Source organism: Oleidesulfovibrio sp., assembly GCF_047973035.1.
Classification (GTDB): Bacteria; Desulfobacterota; Desulfovibrionia; order Desulfovibrionales; family Desulfovibrionaceae; genus Oleidesulfovibrio.
The window spans coordinates 42,083-58,524 of record NZ_JBKEBF010000008.1; the positions used below are offsets into that span (position 1 = coordinate 42,083).

At 53.9% G+C, this 16,442-nt stretch carries 15 protein-coding genes and 1 tRNA gene; 4 read left to right on the forward strand and 12 right to left on the reverse strand.

From position 1 onward, the window contains the following. Nucleotides 1-24 precede the first annotated feature (24 nt). From ACK5LI_RS01710 to ACK5LI_RS01760, 11 genes are all read right to left on the reverse strand, one after another. Nucleotides 25-1,296: an ABC transporter substrate-binding protein gene (locus ACK5LI_RS01710; RefSeq protein WP_416945902.1), complete on the reverse strand. Its 1,272-nt coding sequence runs from the start codon at nt 1,294-1,296 to the stop codon at nt 25-27. A gap of 151 nt (nt 1,297-1,447) precedes the next feature. Further along, a complete protein-coding gene (locus ACK5LI_RS01715; RefSeq protein ID WP_416945903.1) occupies nt 1,448-2,542 on the reverse strand; it encodes an ABC transporter ATP-binding protein in 1,095 nt (364 codons plus the stop codon). Nucleotides 2,543-2,554: 12 nt separating this feature from the next. Next, nucleotides 2,555-4,036, reverse strand: a complete 1,482-nt coding sequence (locus ACK5LI_RS01720; protein ID WP_416945904.1) for an aldose epimerase family protein — start codon at nt 4,034-4,036, stop codon at nt 2,555-2,557. A gap of 8 nt (nt 4,037-4,044) precedes the next feature. Further along, complete coding sequence (locus ACK5LI_RS01725; protein ID WP_416945905.1) at nt 4,045-5,049, reverse strand: LacI family DNA-binding transcriptional regulator; 1,005 nt, start codon at nt 5,047-5,049, stop codon at nt 4,045-4,047. Nucleotides 5,050-5,190: 141 nt separating this feature from the next. Then, on the reverse strand, nt 5,191-6,738 hold the full coding sequence (locus tag ACK5LI_RS01730) for a galactokinase (RefSeq protein WP_416945906.1): 1,548 nt from the start codon (nt 6,736-6,738) through the stop codon (nt 5,191-5,193). Between the two features lies 1 nt (nt 6,739). Further along, nucleotides 6,740-7,819, reverse strand: coding sequence for a UDP-glucose--hexose-1-phosphate uridylyltransferase (locus tag ACK5LI_RS01735; RefSeq protein WP_416945907.1), 1,080 nt, complete (start codon nt 7,817-7,819; stop codon nt 6,740-6,742). Nucleotides 7,820-8,542: 723 nt separating this feature from the next. Further along, nucleotides 8,543-8,618, reverse strand: a tRNA-Lys gene (locus tag ACK5LI_RS01740). A 106-nt stretch (nt 8,619-8,724) separates the two neighbouring features. Further along, nucleotides 8,725-10,008: a serine--tRNA ligase gene (gene serS, locus ACK5LI_RS01745; protein WP_416945908.1), complete on the reverse strand. Its 1,284-nt coding sequence runs from the start codon at nt 10,006-10,008 to the stop codon at nt 8,725-8,727. Nucleotides 10,009-10,173: 165 nt separating this feature from the next. Further along, nucleotides 10,174-10,572, reverse strand: coding sequence for a hypothetical protein (locus ACK5LI_RS01750; RefSeq protein ID WP_416945909.1), 399 nt, complete (start codon nt 10,570-10,572; stop codon nt 10,174-10,176). Between the two features lie 614 nt (nt 10,573-11,186). Then, nucleotides 11,187-11,621, reverse strand: coding sequence for an alternative ribosome rescue aminoacyl-tRNA hydrolase ArfB (gene arfB / locus ACK5LI_RS01755; RefSeq protein ID WP_416945910.1), 435 nt, complete (start codon nt 11,619-11,621; stop codon nt 11,187-11,189). A gap of 81 nt (nt 11,622-11,702) precedes the next feature. Then, complete coding sequence (locus ACK5LI_RS01760) at nt 11,703-12,101, reverse strand: PilZ domain-containing protein (RefSeq protein WP_416945911.1); 399 nt, start codon at nt 12,099-12,101, stop codon at nt 11,703-11,705. 191 nt (nt 12,102-12,292) lie between these two features. Here ACK5LI_RS01760 and ACK5LI_RS01765 point away from each other — a divergent pair, with 191 nt between their 5' ends. The 4 genes from ACK5LI_RS01765 to ACK5LI_RS01780 all read left to right on the forward strand — a co-directional run bounded on the left by ACK5LI_RS01765 (nt 12,293) and on the right by ACK5LI_RS01780 (nt 14,204). Beyond that, entirely contained in the window at nt 12,293-12,658 is a 366-nt protein-coding gene (locus tag ACK5LI_RS01765; protein ID WP_416945912.1) for a NifB/NifX family molybdenum-iron cluster-binding protein, read from the forward strand. A 26-nt stretch (nt 12,659-12,684) separates the two neighbouring features. Next, nucleotides 12,685-13,173: a YchJ family protein gene (locus ACK5LI_RS01770; protein WP_416945913.1), complete on the forward strand. Its 489-nt coding sequence runs from the start codon at nt 12,685-12,687 to the stop codon at nt 13,171-13,173. A 145-nt stretch (nt 13,174-13,318) separates the two neighbouring features. Next, entirely contained in the window at nt 13,319-13,669 is a 351-nt protein-coding gene (locus ACK5LI_RS01775; protein WP_416945914.1) for a restriction endonuclease, read from the forward strand. A gap of 82 nt (nt 13,670-13,751) precedes the next feature. Further along, the gene (locus ACK5LI_RS01780; protein ID WP_416945915.1) at nt 13,752-14,204 is read left to right on the forward strand and encodes a hypothetical protein; all 453 of its coding nucleotides are present in this window, start codon (nt 13,752-13,754) and stop codon (nt 14,202-14,204) included. A 303-nt stretch (nt 14,205-14,507) separates the two neighbouring features. On the opposite strand, the gene ACK5LI_RS01785 is transcribed toward ACK5LI_RS01780, so the two are convergent. Then, nucleotides 14,508-16,217, reverse strand: a complete 1,710-nt coding sequence (locus ACK5LI_RS01785; RefSeq protein ID WP_416945916.1) for a Na+/H+ antiporter NhaC family protein — start codon at nt 16,215-16,217, stop codon at nt 14,508-14,510. Nucleotides 16,218-16,442: the final 225 nt, after the last annotated feature.

The following is a 16,442-nucleotide window of genomic DNA, read 5'->3' on the forward strand; positions in this document are numbered from 1 at the left end:
CCGGCGCGGTGAATCAATTACAAGTTACTTCTTGGCAATGCCGTTTTTTACAGCAATGGCGTTGCAGGCTTTGGCGGCCTGTTCCGCATTGCGGCTTTTCAGGTACATTTCCATTACAGAAGCAAAGTCGCTCATAAAGCCTTCGTTGGCGGTTACGCCATGAGCAAGGCTGCCCACTATGCGGTTTTTGCCCCAGTCGCCGGCTGCGGACTTGGAGTACGCATTGTACAGCGAAAGGTCGGTATCAAGGCGGGGCGAAATGGAACCCTTCAGGGGGTTGAATATGTCACTGCCTTCACGGGAACCGACCAGCTTGAGCCATGCAACGCTGGTGTCGCGGTTTTCCACACCCACGGGCAGGCCGAAGGAGTCTGCAAGGAACATGAAGATGCCGTCTGTACCGGGAGATGCAGCCCATCCGAAGCCGGTGCCGGGAGCAAGCTTCAGGGTGGTATTCATGTAGCCTGCTGCCCAGTCGCCCATCACGTTAAATGCGGCGCGGCCGTCAACAACCATGTCGGTGGCCTGCTGCCACGAAAGCGAGCTGGCATCGGCGTTGGTGTACTGCAGTACTTTACCGAACAGTTCCCATGCCTGAATTACTTCAGGGCTGGTCCACGCCAGTTCGCCGCGCCACAATGCATCCCACTTGTCGGGACCCATGGAGGCAAGTGCTACAGACTCCCACAGGTGGTTTACTGTCCAGTTGGTGGCAAGAGCCAGCGGTACAATACCTTTTGCCTGCAATTTAGGTGCGATGGCCAGAAATTCGTTCCAGTCCGCGGGAACAGTTACGCCCCATTTTTCAAGGTTGGCAGGTACAAACCATATTACGTTGGAACGGTGAACATTTACAGGAACAGACCAGATGCCTTTGTCGGTGCCGATCAGGTTAATAAGGTCTGAAGGGAATGCATCCATCCAGCCTTGTTCTTCGAACAGCCATGTAAGGTCTTCCATGCGGTCAGACTTGACCCATGTACCGATCAGTTCCTGACCGGCGTGCACCTGAAAGCTGTTGGGGGGATTGCCACCCAGCATACGGGTTTTAAGTACGGCGCGGGCATTGATGCCGGAGCCGCCGGTAACGGCTGCATTTTCAACCGTGACATCTGGGTACTGCTCATTAAACTGTTTGATGAGCGCTTCGAGTGCCGGGCCTTCGTCACCTGCCCACCACGAGAAAATTTCCAGAGTGCCGCTCAGGTTGTCTTTAGCCTGAGCCATCAGAGGTGCCGTAACCATAAGGCATACGGCAGCTGCCACCACAGCCGCTTTGGTGAAAAGTTTTTTCATACCTTTCCTCCTGGGTTGTTGCGGACTGGCGTCCCGCCACTTTTCCGCTGTGTTCCGGACCAGTTGTCCGGTAGTCCCGTACCTGCGCGTGGCGCAGGCATGTGTTATTCATAGTGCGTCCGTACCGTTACGGAGCGCACGGTACGGCGCATTATGCAACGGCCATCTGTGTTTGCGGGTCAAACAGCAGTACCCGTTCAGGGTCTATGCCTACACGAATGGTGTTGCCGGGGCGTACAAGCACTCTGCCTGCCACTTCTGCAATCATGGAAATGCCACCTGCGGAAATTTCCAGCAGAGACTGGCCGCCCAGAATTTCCGCCACTTCCACTCTGGCATCAGATGTGGCTGCCTGCGGCAGGTGTGTCAAAGCATCGCCTGTTTTGATGGCATCAGGCCGTATGCCGATGATAACGGCGGTACCGTCTGCCAGAGTGGTACCTGTGGTGTCAGGCAGCGGAATGCGTAACGATTCTATGGCAACATGTTTGCCGCTGCCGTCAGAATAGAATGTACCCTGCAGCACGTTCATGGGCGGATTGCCGATAAAGCGGCCTGTGAATACATTGACGGGCTGCTCGAAAACCTCGACGGGGGCTCCCACCTGCTGGATGTGGCCGTCTTTTAAAAGAACTATGCGGTCGGCAAGGGTCATTGCCTCTACCTGATCGTGGGTGACATAGATGGTGGTAGTGTTCAGCTTGAGGTGGAGTTTTTTCAGCTCCATGCGCATCTGGGTACGCAACTGTGCGTCAAGGTTTGAAAGCGGTTCGTCAAACAGAAACACCTGAGGCTTGCGTACTATGGCACGGCCCATGGCTACACGCTGGCGCTGACCGCCGGAAAGTGCGGCAGGCTTGCGCGCAAGGTAATCCGTTAGCCCCAGAATTTCTGCGGCTTCATGTACCTTGCGCTCTATTTCATCTTTGGGACGCTTCTGCATTTTCAGGCTGAAGCCCATGTTTTCACCCACAGTCATGTGCGGATAAAGTGCATAGTTCTGAAAGACCATGGCAACGTCACGTTCTTTAGGGGGAACGTCGTTGACCACACGGTCGCCGATGCGGATTTCGCCCCCGCTTACGCTTTCAAGACCGGCGATCATGCGAAGAATGGTGGACTTGCCGCAGCCCGAAGGGCCTACAAGAACGATGAATTCGTTTTCTTTGATGGACAGGCTCACATCATGGATGACCCGCACATCGCCATAGCGTTTACTGATGTTGGTTAACGATACCTTTTCCATATGTGTCCCGCTTCATGCTTTTCGGCAGAGGGCTGTACCCTGCTGCGCCTTGTGGGTGAAAAAGCGATACTCGGTAATATGAGTATGCGGTTGTTTCTCTGTAACAAAAATTTGGGGAAAGTGTGCGTTATTAACGGCATTGGGGTAGCCGTGTGGTTCCAGACACACTGCCGATTGCGGCTGGTAGTGCACACCGTTCTTGCCGGGTGTGTCTGGTGCGATAAAGTTTGCCGTGTAGCATTGCAGTCCGGTCTGATTGGTATGCACCTGCATGGTTCTGCCTGTGGGGGCGTGGTGCAGTGTGGCGGCGTGGCAAAGCTGCGGGCAGGTGTCTTCGGTTCCCGACTGTGAATGACGGACGGATGCTGCTTCGGGCAGCGTGATAATAGCGTAATGGTCAAAACCTTCCGGCACCTCATGCAGCGCCTGTGTCAGATCTCTTGGGTTATTGAAGTCGAACGGCGTACCGTGCACAGAATAAATTTTGCCTGCAGGAATCCGGCTGTACCCTTCTGCTGACGTAAGCTGCTCCGTCCCTTCACATACGCCTGCTGACTGTGCTTTTTCGCCCTCCGTGCCCTTATCGGGGGTGCCCCCCGGCGGCAGATAGCGGTCCGCATGAATAGTCAGAATGTGGCCATCCAGCGTTGCGGTGTCGTGCCCTGCCAGATTGAAATAAGGATGGGCGGTCAGTGATACCGGTGTCAGAACCGACGCTGTATCGTCTGTAGCCGCGCTTAGTTCGAGCCGCAGCGTGTTGTCGTTTGTCAGGGTATAGGTTGCTGTCAGGTGCAGTGTGGCGGGGTAGCCTTCTTCCTCGTCAGGGCTGGTGCATTGCAGCACCAGTGTTGCGGCTTTGTTGCGGACTTGGGGCGTTGCCTGCCACAGCCTGTTATGCAGCCCGGTGTTGCCGCCGTGCAGATGATTGATTCCGTCGTTGGCTGTCAGACGGTACGTTTTGCCGTTAAGGGTAAATCTGGCTGCCTTTGTACGGTTTGCAAGGCGACCGATAACCGCCCCCATGTAATACGGATCGTCAACATAGCGCGCGGGACTGTCGTACCCTTGAATAACATCAATAGTCCCGCAGCTCCTGCGGGAAATATCGTGTTCTGCTGTATAGCAGGAATCCGGCTCTATGGCTGTTTCATCGTGTGGTAAGGTGATGGAAACCAGTCTGGCACCGAGATTTGTAATACGAACAGTCATGCCATTTGTATTGCGAAGCATGAAAAGGCGGACATCGGCCGTTGTGCTGCCTTGTTCCTGCGTAGGCCAGTCAACCTCATGGCATTGAGGCGAGCCGGCGGTGGAATAAGGGATTGCGTTCAAGCCGGATGAGGCTGCGGTAAGATCATCGGGCTGACGGCAGGCAGGAAATTGCGCAGTGGAAGAGGTGTTTTGAATACAGGTTGCAGCGCTGCCGCCTTGTAGCGGGGGGACCTCGTACTGTCGCCTTGTTGCGGTAACTATGGTCTGTTGCTGCCTGTTCATGCTAACCTCTATGCAGATTCCCGCTCAACAACGCGGGTTGGTAATGTCACGTTGACGGGGCTGCTGCCTGCGTTGCCGGCAATTATGTCCAGAAGCAACAGAGCGGAGGTTCGGCCTATTTCAAAGGCTGGCTGGTGCACCGTGGTCAGTGTCGGTGTAACCAGTTCGCTCAGCGGGTTGTCGCTGAAGCCCGAAACCGCAATGTCTTGTGGAATGGAAAGGCTGCGCTCGCGCGCTGCTGTGTAAACGCCCACTGCAATGGGGTCTGTGGCGCACATTATGGCGTCGGGCGGTTGCGGCAGGGCGAATAATCGCTCTGCGCCCTGTTTTCCGTCTTTCTCATCAAAGCCGCCTTCCAGAATATAGTCAGGACGGGGCTTGATGCCCGCCTCGCTTAGCGCCCGAATAAATCCGGCATGGCGCGCTCTGCCAACGGGCAGATGCTGCCAGCCGCCGATATGCGCTATGCGGCGATAGCCTTTTTTTATCAGCAGGCAGGTTATGTCGTATGCGCCTTGCTCGTCGCTTACGGTTACACTGCTGCCGGTAAAGTCTTCCGGCACACGGTCAAACATGACAACCGGAATATGGCTTTGACGGGCGGGGGCAAAGTGCGCGGTGTCTTTTGTTTCGCACGAAGCCGTAATTAGCAGCCCTGCGATCCGCTGACCTACCAGTGCACGTATGTTTGTGGATTCCCGCAGTAACGATTCGTGGCTCTGGCACAGCATGGTGGCGTATCCGGCATCGTAGGCGACTTGCTCGATGCCGCTGATGGTGGCAGCAAAAAAGTCGTGTCTGATTTCAGGCACAATAACGCCGATGGTGCTGGAATGCTTCTGTTGCAGGCTTTTGGCTACAAGGTTGGGCTGGTAATTAAAGCGGGCGGCAAGCTCTTTGACCTTTGCACTTGTTTTATCGCTTATGTCGGGATGACCGCTGAGCGCACGCGACACCGTAGAGGGCGAAATGCCAAGCTCTTTAGCGATGTCTTTGATGGTGTACTGCCGCATGAAGTATCCCGATCCGGTGCTGGTATGAGCAGGTTGTTGCTATTTCGTTTGTGTTACCGCAAACGTTTGCAGTTTGGCCTTATTTACATGCTTTTGTCAAAGATTGGTACAAAAAGTTATGTGGTAACCGCATTGTGCGCGTTAAAGGTCTTGTGGCTTTACATGCTGGAGAACAGGCAGGTTATGTTGCCTGATGCTTAATTTGATAACACTGCCTGCGCCGAAGACTGCTTCCATCTGTGCAGTGTATCGGGAAATATCTTCTATGGGCACGTACACCTGAATGGTTCCGGCAAACCCGCCTCCGTGCACCCTCCATGCGCCTTTTCCGCACAGCAGCAGCCGCGTAAGTTCCAGAGCAACAGTCAGGGGCTGTTCCACTGCTGTCTGGGGGTAGCAGTTCTGCAACAGCCGCCACGAAGAATCGCCGCTGGCACGTATCAGTTTCAGCAGACAGGCGATGTCGTTGTTTGCGATGGCTTCAGCTGTGTTCTCCGCCCGCTGCGTTTCTTCTGCAAAGTGCAGCAGACGCAACAGGGCGCGATCTCCGGCAATGCTGCGTATTTTTGCGGCGCAAGCCATGATTTGCGTTGTGGTAATGCCGTGGGCGACCTTTTGCCCCAAAACAGCGGCTGCGGCCTGCATCTCATGCGGGATGGCAGCATATTCGGGGGTAAGGTCGGCGTGGCTGCCACCTGTGTTTACCACAACGAGCTGGTATCCTGATGCCGTGATGTGCAATGGCAAAGCCGTTATGGTCTTGCCGTCCGGCACTGCAAAGCGGATTACGGATGCGCCGTCTCCTGCACAAGCTATCTGGTCCATTTCGCCGCAGGGTTTGCCGAAGTAAGTAACCTCTGTACTGTGCGCCAGCCTTGCCTGTTCTTCCGCTGGCGGAAACTCATCACAGTAAAGTCCTGTAAAAATGCGTGCGGTAAGAACTTCGAAAGCGGCGGAAGAGCTGAGTCCCGCACCCACGGGAATGGTGCTGTGCACGCAGGCATCAAAGCCGCCTGCTGGGCGTCCGCTGGTGGTAAGGCCCGCAGCCAAGCCGCGGATGATAGCGGCGGTTGTTTCTTTTTCTTCGCCGTGTACCCGTGTGTCTGCAATGTCGATGGCAACAGGAGCATCAAACCCTGCAGAGAGCAGATGAACAAGCGTGTCGCTGCGGGGAGAGGCTGCAGCTACGCAGTCCAGTGTAACTGCTGCGGCAACAACTGTGCCCCGGTTGTGGTCAGTATGGTTGCCTACAAGCTCTGTTCTGCCGGGGGCAGTAAAAATGGCGCATGGCCTTGGTCCGTACGTTACCAGATGCTGTTGCAGCAACTGCTCTATACGGATGCGCTGGGCAACGATTTCCCGGGCGTTTGCTTCATCGCCGTATGGCAGGGGATTTGCCGGACTGTTTTGATCCTGTACGCTACGTGTGGCAGCGGCGGGTTCAGGGAGTTGTTGTCCCGTTGCTTTGTCTGCATCGTTCGCCTGTTGCGCAGCTGGCATGTCTGAAGAGTGCTTCATGCCGTTGCAAGCCGCAGCTGCGCTTTGCTGCACATGGCGTTGCAGCGGTACGTCTTTATCAGCGGCGGATGCAATGTCAGGCGTATACAGTGCCGCCAGCACATCATCCATAGCCCCTTGCCGTAGAGCGTCGATAAGTTCCTGCTGCGTAAAGAGGTTGGTTGCTGCCATGCTATTCTCCGGAATCGCGGTAGTGGGTATCAGAGGTGGCGCGCAATAACTCTGCTGCTGCCTCCGGTGTCAGATCGCGCTGCGGGCTGCCCAGCATTTCATATCCGACCATGAACTTGCGCACCGAGGCAGAGCGCAGCAGCGGTGGATAAAAATGGAAATGATAATGCCATTCGGGGTGTGTACCGCCGTTGCAGGGCTTCTGGTGTATGCCCATGGAATAAGGGAACGATGTTTTAAAAAGGTTGTCGTAGCGTGTTCCGAGACGGATGAGCGCATCGGCAAGGTCGGCTTTTTCCTTATCCGTCATGTCTGCGATATGTGCAGAGTGACGACGTGGCAGAATCATGGTTTCAAAAGGCCATACAGCCCAGTAGGGAACAAGTACCGTAAAGGAGTCGTTACGGAAGACAATACGGCTGCCGGCTTCTTCTTCTCGCTGTGTATAACGGCACAGCAGGCAGCTGCCATTTTCGCGCAGATGGCGTATCTGCATGGTCTGTTCCTGCTGCACAGTGTGCGGGATGGACGCGCTGGCCCATATCTGCCCGTGCGGGTGCGGGTTGGAGCACCCCATCATGGCACCTTTATTTTCGAATATCTGCACGTAATCTATGTGGGGATTGGCGCATAGGTATGCATATTCCTGCTGCCATGTGGTCACGATGTCTTCTACCTGAGCAGCGCTCATGCGCGCCATTGTCAGGTCGTGTCGCGGCGAATAGCAGATAACGCGGCAAATACCGGTTTCCGGTTGTGCGGTGAACAGATCATCGTCGGGATTGGTGGATGAGGTTTTGCCTACTGGCAGCCCGAGGGGCGAGTTGTCTGCCTTAAGCGCCTGAAAGTCGTTATTGAAGACAAAAGTTCCGGTATACTCTTCGTTGCGCACACCGCCTACACGAGCGTTTCCGGGGCATAGGTAGCACTGGTCGTCGTATTGCGGCAGCAGGCTGGAATCCGGCGCGTCCTGTTGCCCTTGCCATGGCCGCGCAGCCCGATGCGGTGAAACAAGGACCCATTCTCCTGTCAGTGCGTTGCGGCGCCTATGCGGAATATCGTTGTAAACCTGAATGCCCATATATTTTCCCCCGATTGTATAATTAAAGAGCTGATGCTCACTACAGGTGCCGTGGCAGGCAATGAAGATAGTGCTGAAAAAAAGTGATCTGCCTACAGCACGGTAATCAGTCTAACGGAGTTTTCCGCATGCTGCAAACGTTTGCGGAAAGTATTTGCAAGAATGTGCAGAGTGTATATGTGCTGTTTTGGCGGTGTGTTGCCGATAGGAGCGCAGGGGCGCTGTCGTATTGGCCCTGCACCTGTTGTTATGGTCGCGCGAGGTCTTTGCAATGTGAGAGAAAGGGAGGGGCCGCAACATACACTATGTTGAAGATGCCTGACTGGACGTGGGCGAAGGAAGCGTTCAGGCAAAATGAATGGAGGACATTATGTTTGTTGCTATTAAGACCTCGGGGGTGTGGCAGAATAACCCAACACAGTAGCTGAAGGCATACAGCTTCTGTCTTTTTCGTTGCGCTGTTGTACTGCTGCGTTGCCGGTTGGCCGTTGCTGTTTCTGCATGTGCTTACAGTTGGGAGGGGGATGACACATACCTTTGCCTGCATCCGGCGTGATTACTGTCACAACGGAGGCCGCAGCGATGCATTGCGGATGAAAAGCGTAAATACTGTGTGTGGCTGGGCTGGCTGACTGGTGCAGCCGGAGTGGGCGAAGATACATCAGGCAGATTTTGCAAACGAAAAAGGGTTACGATTTTCATCGTAACCCTTATGTTCGCTTGTGGTGGGGCGTGCTGGACTCGAACCAGCGGCTCTCTGCTTAAAAGGCAGGTACTCTACCGACTGAGTTAACGCCCCCGACGTGAGGAAAGCGTTTTACGGTGAAGGGGCTACGCTGTCAAGCGGTTGTTTGCAGAAAAATTTATTTTTTTTGCAACACACTGATTCTTCACCGCTATTTTGATTAAAAAGGTCCGTCTGGTGTCATAACTTCAACGCCGCCCATGTAGGGGCGCAGCGCTTCAGGCACCACAACACTGCCGTCTGCCTGCTGGTAGTTTTCCAGAATAGCTACCAGAGTACGGCCAACTGCAAGGCCGGAACCGTTCAGAGTATGCAGGAACACGGGCTTCTTCGCATCTGCAAGCTTAGTGCGGATGTTGGCGCGTCGTGCCTGAAAATCTGTGCAGTTGGAACAGGACGAAATTTCACGGTACTTGTCCTGACCGGGCAGCCAGACTTCAAGGTCATAGGTCTTTGCGGCGGAAAAGCCCATATCGCCGGAACACAAGGTCACTACACGGTAGTGCAGGCCCAGCTTCTGAAGCAGCACTTCGGCGTGGCCGCGCAGCTTTTCCAGCTCTTCAAAAGATTTTTCAGGGTGCGCAAAGCGGACCATTTCAACCTTGGTGAACTGGTGCTGCCGGATAAGGCCTTTGGTATCTTTGCCGTAGCTGCCTGCCTCGGAGCGGAAGCACTGTGTCTGTGCAGTGTAGCCGATGGGCAGTTTTTCTTCGGGCACTACTTCACCGCTGTGCAGGTTGGTAAGGGGCACTTCGGCAGTGGGAATCAGGTAATAGTCTGATTCGTTCAGTTTGAAGAGGTCTTCCTCAAACTTGGGCAGCTGGCCGGTGCCGGTCATGGTCTGACGGTTGACCATGGCAGGGGGGAACACTTCCATATAGCCGTGTTCGCGGGTGTGGACATCAAGGAAGAAAGCCGTCAGGGCGCGTTCCAGCTTGGCTGCCCAGTGCCACAGGATAGTGAAGCGGCTGCCGATAAGGCGGCTGCCACGTTCGAAGTCAAGACCCAGAGCGGGGCCTATTTCCCAATGCTCCTTAGGTGTGAAATCGAACTGCGGCTTTTCGCCCCATGCATGCAGGAAAACGTTGTCGTTTTCATCTGCACCCTGCGGGACGCTTTCGTCAGGAATATTGGGCAGCGTGATAAGCCAGTTGTTCACTTCTGCCTTTACGGCTTCAGTCTCAACATCCAGCTCTTTGATGCGGTCGGAAAGCTGGCCGAGCTTGGCAATAAGGTCGTCGGCGTTTTCTCCGGCACGCTTCATGCGGGCAACTTCGCCGGAGGCCTTGTTGCGTTCGCTTTTCAGCGTTTCCACTTCCAGCAGCAGCTCCTTGCGGCGCTGGTCCAGTGCGGTAAATTCAGAAATATCAATGCTGGAATTGCGCTTGGCAAGCGCGTCGGCAACAACCTGCGGGTCGTGCTGCAGCAATTTAAGATCAAGCATGGGTTTCTCCTTCGGCGAAATGCAGTGGAGGAGAATAGCCCCAAGCCAGAACAGGGTCAACCGCGCACTGCAAACTGTACAGTTGTCATCGGTTGCGGTGCCTTTGCGCACGAATGGTCAGACATCTGTATGTAATATTACCTGTAACCGCAGAAGCGGCGGCACTCAGTTGCCGGTGCCGGTAGTGTCTTTTTCTGCCCCGAGAGCCTTGTCGTGGTATTTCAGCAGATAGTCGAGCAGGCGGGGGTGCTCTTCGTTGCTTACCATCTCAAGCGGACCTTCGGTGGAATAAAAGCCTACAAATACAGGGTCCAAAAGTGATGCAGGGCAAGAGTAATCTTCGCGGGTCATAACCCATACGGTTACGGGAATGCCTTTGTGCTCTGTTTTGCGCTCAAAAGCGGGAAAGCCCGCAGGCGTCATGGATACGGAATACCCAAGCGCCAGCATTACACGCTGGACTCTGCTTGTGGAGTCGCCGGTTGCGCTGGCGTTACGCAGCAACTTTCTGAATGCTGCTGCTTCCGGTGATGCCTTTCTGCCACGAGTACTGGTTTTGGCCATGGTTCGCTCCTTAATAAAACTGTTTCTGCGCGCAGTTTTGTCTGCGCCGCTGTTACAATGCCCCGAATGGGACTATGGCCTACTATCCATATTGTCAGGCTTTTGGCGTATGTCAACGCAGAAATGAAGGCGGGCACGCGTATAATTATCTCTTTGGTTGGGTGTGCAACCAAAGAAGAAGCACTAGCATGGCTGCTCAAGATAAAACAAGTGCAGGAATACAGGTTTTTTCGTGCCGCTGTATGGTGTGGGAGTGAATGATCAACCAGTGCGGTAGATTATGAAAAAAATAACTTTCATAGCCAGTAGAGCGAAAATCAAATCAGGCCGTTGAGCCCGTAACCAGCAAAGTCGGCAAATTATTTTTTTGGATCAGCCTGTTATGTATTATTGGAAAATGCGGTGCGACACTGCGAATGTGAAAGTTTGGATTTGCGTGGTGTCCAGCCCCTGAAAGAGGTTGGACCATTGTTTCTGACGGGCAGCGCTGCTGTAATTATATGTATGAGAATGTGGAGCAGCCAGTCTTTCGCCTGAGCATGTCTGGGAGCGCCTAGGGGGACTGAGGGATGACGGGTCAGGACTTTTCTGGCGGTGGTAAAAGTAAAGCCGCGTCAGTAATCCTGCGCGGCCTTATTTCTTGTACGTTTTATGGCGGAGCGTCTTTTTTTGTTATCCAGTCGCTTTTGCTTCTGTGCCAGTGTCACGCGGGTTTTTGTGCGCTTTTTGGGCACATGCAGGGCCACTTTTAACAGTTCTCCCAGACGTTCCAGCGCTATGGCCTTATTGGAATGCTGGCTGCGCCCGTCGCTGGAGGAGACGGAAATGATTCCTTCAGAAGATATGCGCGTAGACAGCCGGGACATGATACGGTTTTTTTGCTGCTCACTAAGGGCAGCGGAAAGGACAACATTAAACCGGACTGTAACACGGCTGGCGGTAACATTGACATGCTGTCCTCCGGGGCCGGAGCCGCGGGTGGCAGCAAAAGTCAGTTCTTCATCGGGGATGACAAGCAATGTGCCATCATCCAGAGTAACTGATAGCATGAGTATTCTCCTTTGCAGGGCGTGGTACAACGCTATGACTGCTCTTGCAACTGTCTGCCTGCAAAAGAGAGCGGATGTACGTTATTTTTCTCTCATGGCCTTGTCTACCATGCCGCACAATGCTCTGCAGGCATCAGAGTCAATATCAACAAATTTTACGCCGGTAATATAACCTACTCCGTTACGTTCCACCCATGCCACTTCTCCGATGGCTTGCAGGTATTGGTCGGCGTCATTTTCATAGACCTTGAAAAAGCTGGGCGAAAATTTATTCAGGGTAGGTATGTGAACCGTAAGCTTCAGCTTGTCTCCGGGATTAAAACGGGCCGAAGACTCAAAGCAGACACCGCCACCGCTAATATCTGCACAGCTGGCGCTTACGCTGCTCTGGCCGGAAAAAGGAAATTGCAGGATGCTTGCCTCAAGGGGGAAATTTTTAGGAAGCCGCGCGTAGCGGCGTTTTTCTTCTGCGCTTTGCATAATTGAACCTCCTGAGATGATTGGCTACGGCTGGGGAGTATAGAGTACAGTATCAAAGCAATGTGGCTATGACAAACGTGTTGCGGTTATAATTCGACTAAAGGATGTAAGTGGTCATTGACTTGTGCAAAAGGGGAATTATAGTTCGATGCAGCTAACTGTATCAACTGAACCGTAAGGAGATAACCACAATGAAGATAGCTCTTCCTACCCGCGAAGGCGCAGTAGACCAGCACTTTGGCCATTGCGAATATTTTACCATTATGACAGTGGACGAAAGCAGGCAGATTGTGGAAGAAGAACGCCTGACACCCCCTCCCGGATGCGGATGTAAATCCGACATTGTGCCGACACTGGTTGAAAAAGGTGTTAAGGTGCTTATCGGGGGCAATATGGGGCTGGGTGCTGTGAATAAGCTTGAATCGCACGGCATTCAGGTTGTGCGCGGTGCACAGGGCCCCGTTCGCGACGTGGCCGGTCAGTGGCTGGAAGGCAACTTGGCCGATAAACAGGAAATCTGCCATGCCCACGGGCACGATGGATGCCACGGGCATTAATTAAACTATACAACAGGTAACCGATTATGACTTTATGCCATTGCGGCTCCGGTAACGACTTTGAAGCGTGCTGCGGGCCTCTTATCGCCGGAACAAAAAAGGCCGCCACTGCAGAAGCCCTTATGCGTTCGCGCTTCAGCGCGCATTGTGTAGGCGCCTATGATTACCTTGAAACCACGGCGCACCCTGATATCCGCGACGAAGCCACAGCCGAAGAGATCCGCCAATGGTCCGAACACATGAGCTGGACAAAGCTGACCGTGCTGAACACTGAAAAAGGCGGCGAAAACGACAACAGAGGCGTTGTCGAATTTCAGGCCGAATACACCATGCGCGGTGTGCTCCAGTCTTTGCGTGAAACCAGCAATTTTGTACGGGTTGACGGCGAGTGGCTGTACGAAGACGGCCACGTGCACAGCCAGACCGTTCGTCGCGAAGAGCCTAAAGTGGGACGTAACGATCCCTGCCCTTGCAACAGCGGAAAAAAATACAAAAAATGCTGCGGAAAGGCATAAGCCGGTAACCCGCTGTCATACTTTGTATCATCAGGCCGGAGCGATTACGCTCCGGCCTTTTGCTGTGATGAAAGATGATACATTCCCGCATAAAAGTGCGCGGCAATACATGGCAAGCAACTAAAAAAATGTGTACATCCATCGCATGGCAAAAGTGAAACCCATAAAAGCTATCAGGCGTTTCTGTGTGGCGTGTCAGGGCGGCTCGTCCGGCATGGTCCGCGGCTGCGAAGATGCTTCATGCATTTTGTACCCCTTCAGAAACGGCGAAGAGCCGGAAGACGCAGAGCGCTCGTGCGTGCAGACCATCCGTAGGCATTGCTTTGAATGCAGCGGCGGGGAACGGGCAGAGATACGCCGTTGCGCCGCACGTGAAGATTGCGCGCTCTGGTCGTTTCGTTTCGGCTGCAGCCCTGAAACATGGCACAGGGTGCGTAATAGAAAGAAAGGAGCCAAGGCTTTGCTTTTGCCCGGTATAACTCTTTCAGGCGGCTAGCCGGAAGCGGAAGCCGTATGCCCTTTAACGCATGACGGTTGCGCATGGCGGCTGGTAGATTTCAAGCGGACAGGAACGGTATATGAGTGTGAATTTTCGGCGTGGGGCTCTTGTGATTGTACTTGCAGCGTTGCTGCTAGGTGGCTGTCTTGGCAAAAAATCCGCAATCCCCAGATATAGTGCTTCCAGTCTGCATGCAGACTATATGGCGGAAAAGAAGCACGTAACTGACCTTGACGGGCGCGTGGTGAACATAAGCGGCACTGTTACACGTCTTGATCAGTCGCTTATGCGTTCTGTCTATCTGGTGCTGGACGGCAACATTGTGGTCTATATCCGTAAAGATCAGGTTCACAAGCTTGGCGAAATCGGTGTTGGCGTGGGCGATCATATCACCTGTACCGGCGTGTTCGGCGGGCGCAGTGTTGTTTCAAAGTACACCACTGCTTCGGAGGGAGATATTCTGGTGCTGGATAACGCCGAAGTCATAGGTGTGTCCGAGTCGTGGATTCCTGAATTGCCGCTGCTGGATTAGCAGCTACCTGAATGTTTTTTTCAAGCACTGCCGGATGCGTCCGGCAGTGCTTTTTTTATGCGTGAAAGAAGGGAAGGGCGGGCTCTTTTTGAATATAAGTGTGCCCCATGAACATACTGCTAGGGTTGCACGCCTGCGCATAGAAAACGGTATGGCCGTGTGACTGACGAGAACTGTGTGACGGGGCGTTACATGTATACCGGAGGACGCCGAAAAAAAGCGGGCAGAAAGAGCTGGCCTGAAAAAAGAAAAGCCGCCGGAGACATCCGGCGGCTTTGTTTGTCTGAAGTGCGGTGATGTTGCCTAATCGGGCAGTCGTTTACCCATAATGCGCATGGTGGCGCAAACAGCCACAAGGCCGAGGGGCAGTATAACCAGAACCGGCAGGCCGAGGCCCGCAGGCAGGTAGCCGAAGAGCACTGCGCATGCACCTACGACCAGCGCGTACACCAGCTGTGTACGGGTGTGGTCTATATGGTCGCAGGCGGCACCCATTGAGGACAGAATGGTTGTGTCGGATATGGGCGAACAATGGTCGCCGAAGATGGCGCCGGTCAGCACCGCGCCGATGTTCATTATCAGGTAGTTGTGCTCCGGTGCGATTGCCCATGCCAGAGGAATGGCCAGCGGCATCAGAATACCCATGGTGCCGTATGAAGTGCCGGTGGCAAACGAAATGGCAGAGCCGAGGATGAAGATAATGCTGGGCAGCAGGAACGGCGGCAGTGTGTCGGAAAGGACAGTTACCAGATATCGTGCGGTGCCCAGTTCTTTGATCATGCCGGAAAGCGACCATGCCAGCAGCAGAATAACTGCGGTGATGCTAAGTGACTTGATGCCCTGCACCCAGGTGGAGAGAGCTTCTTCCAGCGTGAATATACGGCGGGTAATGCCCATGGTAATGGCGACAATACCGGCAAACAAAGCAGCCTGAAAGAGAACCACGGAAGCATCGGAAGCACCGAAGCAGTCGCGCAGCGAGGCAAAGCTCATCGGGGAGTCTTTTACGGCGGCAATCAGGGCTGCGTCGTCGCCGCCCATGATGGCGTGGTAGCCGTTAAAGTAAAAACCAAGGAACGCGGCTACGATCAGCGTACCGATAGGAATAATGGCGTTCCAGATGCAAAGCTTGGTGTCGGGGTCGGGCTCAAGATCGGTGGCTTCATCTGCAACCATGGGCTTGGCGCCGTCTTCAATCACTTTGCCGGTGGTGCGGGCACGAACTTCGGCCTTCAGCATGGGGCCGAATTCACGCAGCATGTAAATGCCTGCCAGCACGAAAACCAGCATGAAAATATTGTAGAAGCGGAACGGCAGGGTTTCTACAAACGTTCCGTAGGCATTGCCCTGCAGGCCGATGGCGTCGAACCCGTCTTTGATAAGGCCGATTTCGTAGGCAACCCATGTGGAAATAAGTGCCATACCGGCAATGGGAGCGGCTGTTGCGTCGATAAGAAATGCCAGCTTTTCGCGCGAAACTTTCATTTTGTCCGTTACGGGGCGCATGATGGGGCCGACGGTAAGCGAGTTTGCATAGTCGTCGAAGAATATCACGATACCCATAAGGAAGGTGGAAACCTGAGCGCTTTTGGCGTTTTTGGCTTTGCGGGCCAGTGCTTCTGCAATGGCTTTTGCGCCGCCCATGCGCGAAACAAGAGCAATCAGACCGCCGATGGCAAGTACCTGCAGAACAATACCTGCGTTCCACGGGTCTGCAAGCGAACCAAGAATTTCGCCGGAAACGCGCAGAAAACCGTCAATAAAGCCGGAGTAGAGATCAAAGCCCCTGGTTTCCAACATCAGCGCGCCGGAAAAAACACCGATGAAAAGTGAAAGCACCACGTTACGGGTGATGAAAGCCAGAACAATGGCCACCAGAGGCGGAACCAGAGTCCAGATGCCGAAACGTTCGGCGTTGACAGGACCAAGGCTGGAGTCAGCCGCATACACAGCAGCCCCGCTCATAAGCAGGACTATCAGGGAAAACAGAAATCCCTTGAGAAACAGACGCATACTACCCCCTTCACAGTGCTGTATTCGGTCGTTTCCAGATGAAAAATAAAAATCAGCGCAAAAGGTTATACTAGAGCGGGTATGCATGGCAACTGTTTGTAGAAGTGTTCGCACCGGAAACGTAGTGGTTCTCTTTAGAACGCCCTATGGATGCAGCGCTTTTATAATGAAAAAATTTTTTGCAGCCGGCTGCCTGAGATTTGAAAAAAACAGTTCACTTTCGTT

Bases quoted from the DNA above. Each gene is read 5' to 3' on its own strand.
- ACK5LI_RS01760 (WP_416945911.1), bottom strand. From the start codon at position 12,101: ATGCAAAGCGCAGAAGAAAAACGCCGCTACGCGCGGCTTCCTAAAAAT.
- ACK5LI_RS01710 (WP_416945902.1), bottom strand. From the start codon at position 1,296: ATGAAAAAACTTTTCACCAAAGCGGCTGTGGTGGCAGCTGCCGTATGC.
- ACK5LI_RS01750 (WP_416945909.1), bottom strand. From the start codon at position 10,572: ATGGCCAAAACCAGTACTCGTGGCAGAAAGGCATCACCGGAAGCAGCA.
- ACK5LI_RS01785 (WP_416945916.1), bottom strand. From the start codon at position 16,217: ATGCGTCTGTTTCTCAAGGGATTTCTGTTTTCCCTGATAGTCCTGCTT.
- ACK5LI_RS01725 (WP_416945905.1), bottom strand. From the start codon at position 5,049: ATGCGGCAGTACACCATCAAAGACATCGCTAAAGAGCTTGGCATTTCG.
- ACK5LI_RS01775 (WP_416945914.1), top strand. From the start codon at position 13,319: ATGGCAAAAGTGAAACCCATAAAAGCTATCAGGCGTTTCTGTGTGGCG.
- ACK5LI_RS01735 (WP_416945907.1), bottom strand. From the start codon at position 7,819: ATGGGCATTCAGGTTTACAACGATATTCCGCATAGGCGCCGCAACGCA.
- serS (WP_416945908.1), bottom strand. From the start codon at position 10,008: ATGCTTGATCTTAAATTGCTGCAGCACGACCCGCAGGTTGTTGCCGAC.
- ACK5LI_RS01765 (WP_416945912.1), top strand. From the start codon at position 12,293: ATGAAGATAGCTCTTCCTACCCGCGAAGGCGCAGTAGACCAGCACTTT.
- ACK5LI_RS01780 (WP_416945915.1), top strand. From the start codon at position 13,752: ATGAGTGTGAATTTTCGGCGTGGGGCTCTTGTGATTGTACTTGCAGCG.
- ACK5LI_RS01715 (WP_416945903.1), bottom strand. From the start codon at position 2,542: ATGGAAAAGGTATCGTTAACCAACATCAGTAAACGCTATGGCGATGTG.
- ACK5LI_RS01730 (WP_416945906.1), bottom strand. From the start codon at position 6,738: ATGGCAGCAACCAACCTCTTTACGCAGCAGGAACTTATCGACGCTCTA.
- ACK5LI_RS01720 (WP_416945904.1), bottom strand. From the start codon at position 4,036: ATGAACAGGCAGCAACAGACCATAGTTACCGCAACAAGGCGACAGTAC.
- ACK5LI_RS01770 (WP_416945913.1), top strand. From the start codon at position 12,685: ATGACTTTATGCCATTGCGGCTCCGGTAACGACTTTGAAGCGTGCTGC.
- arfB (WP_416945910.1), bottom strand. From the start codon at position 11,621: ATGCTATCAGTTACTCTGGATGATGGCACATTGCTTGTCATCCCCGAT.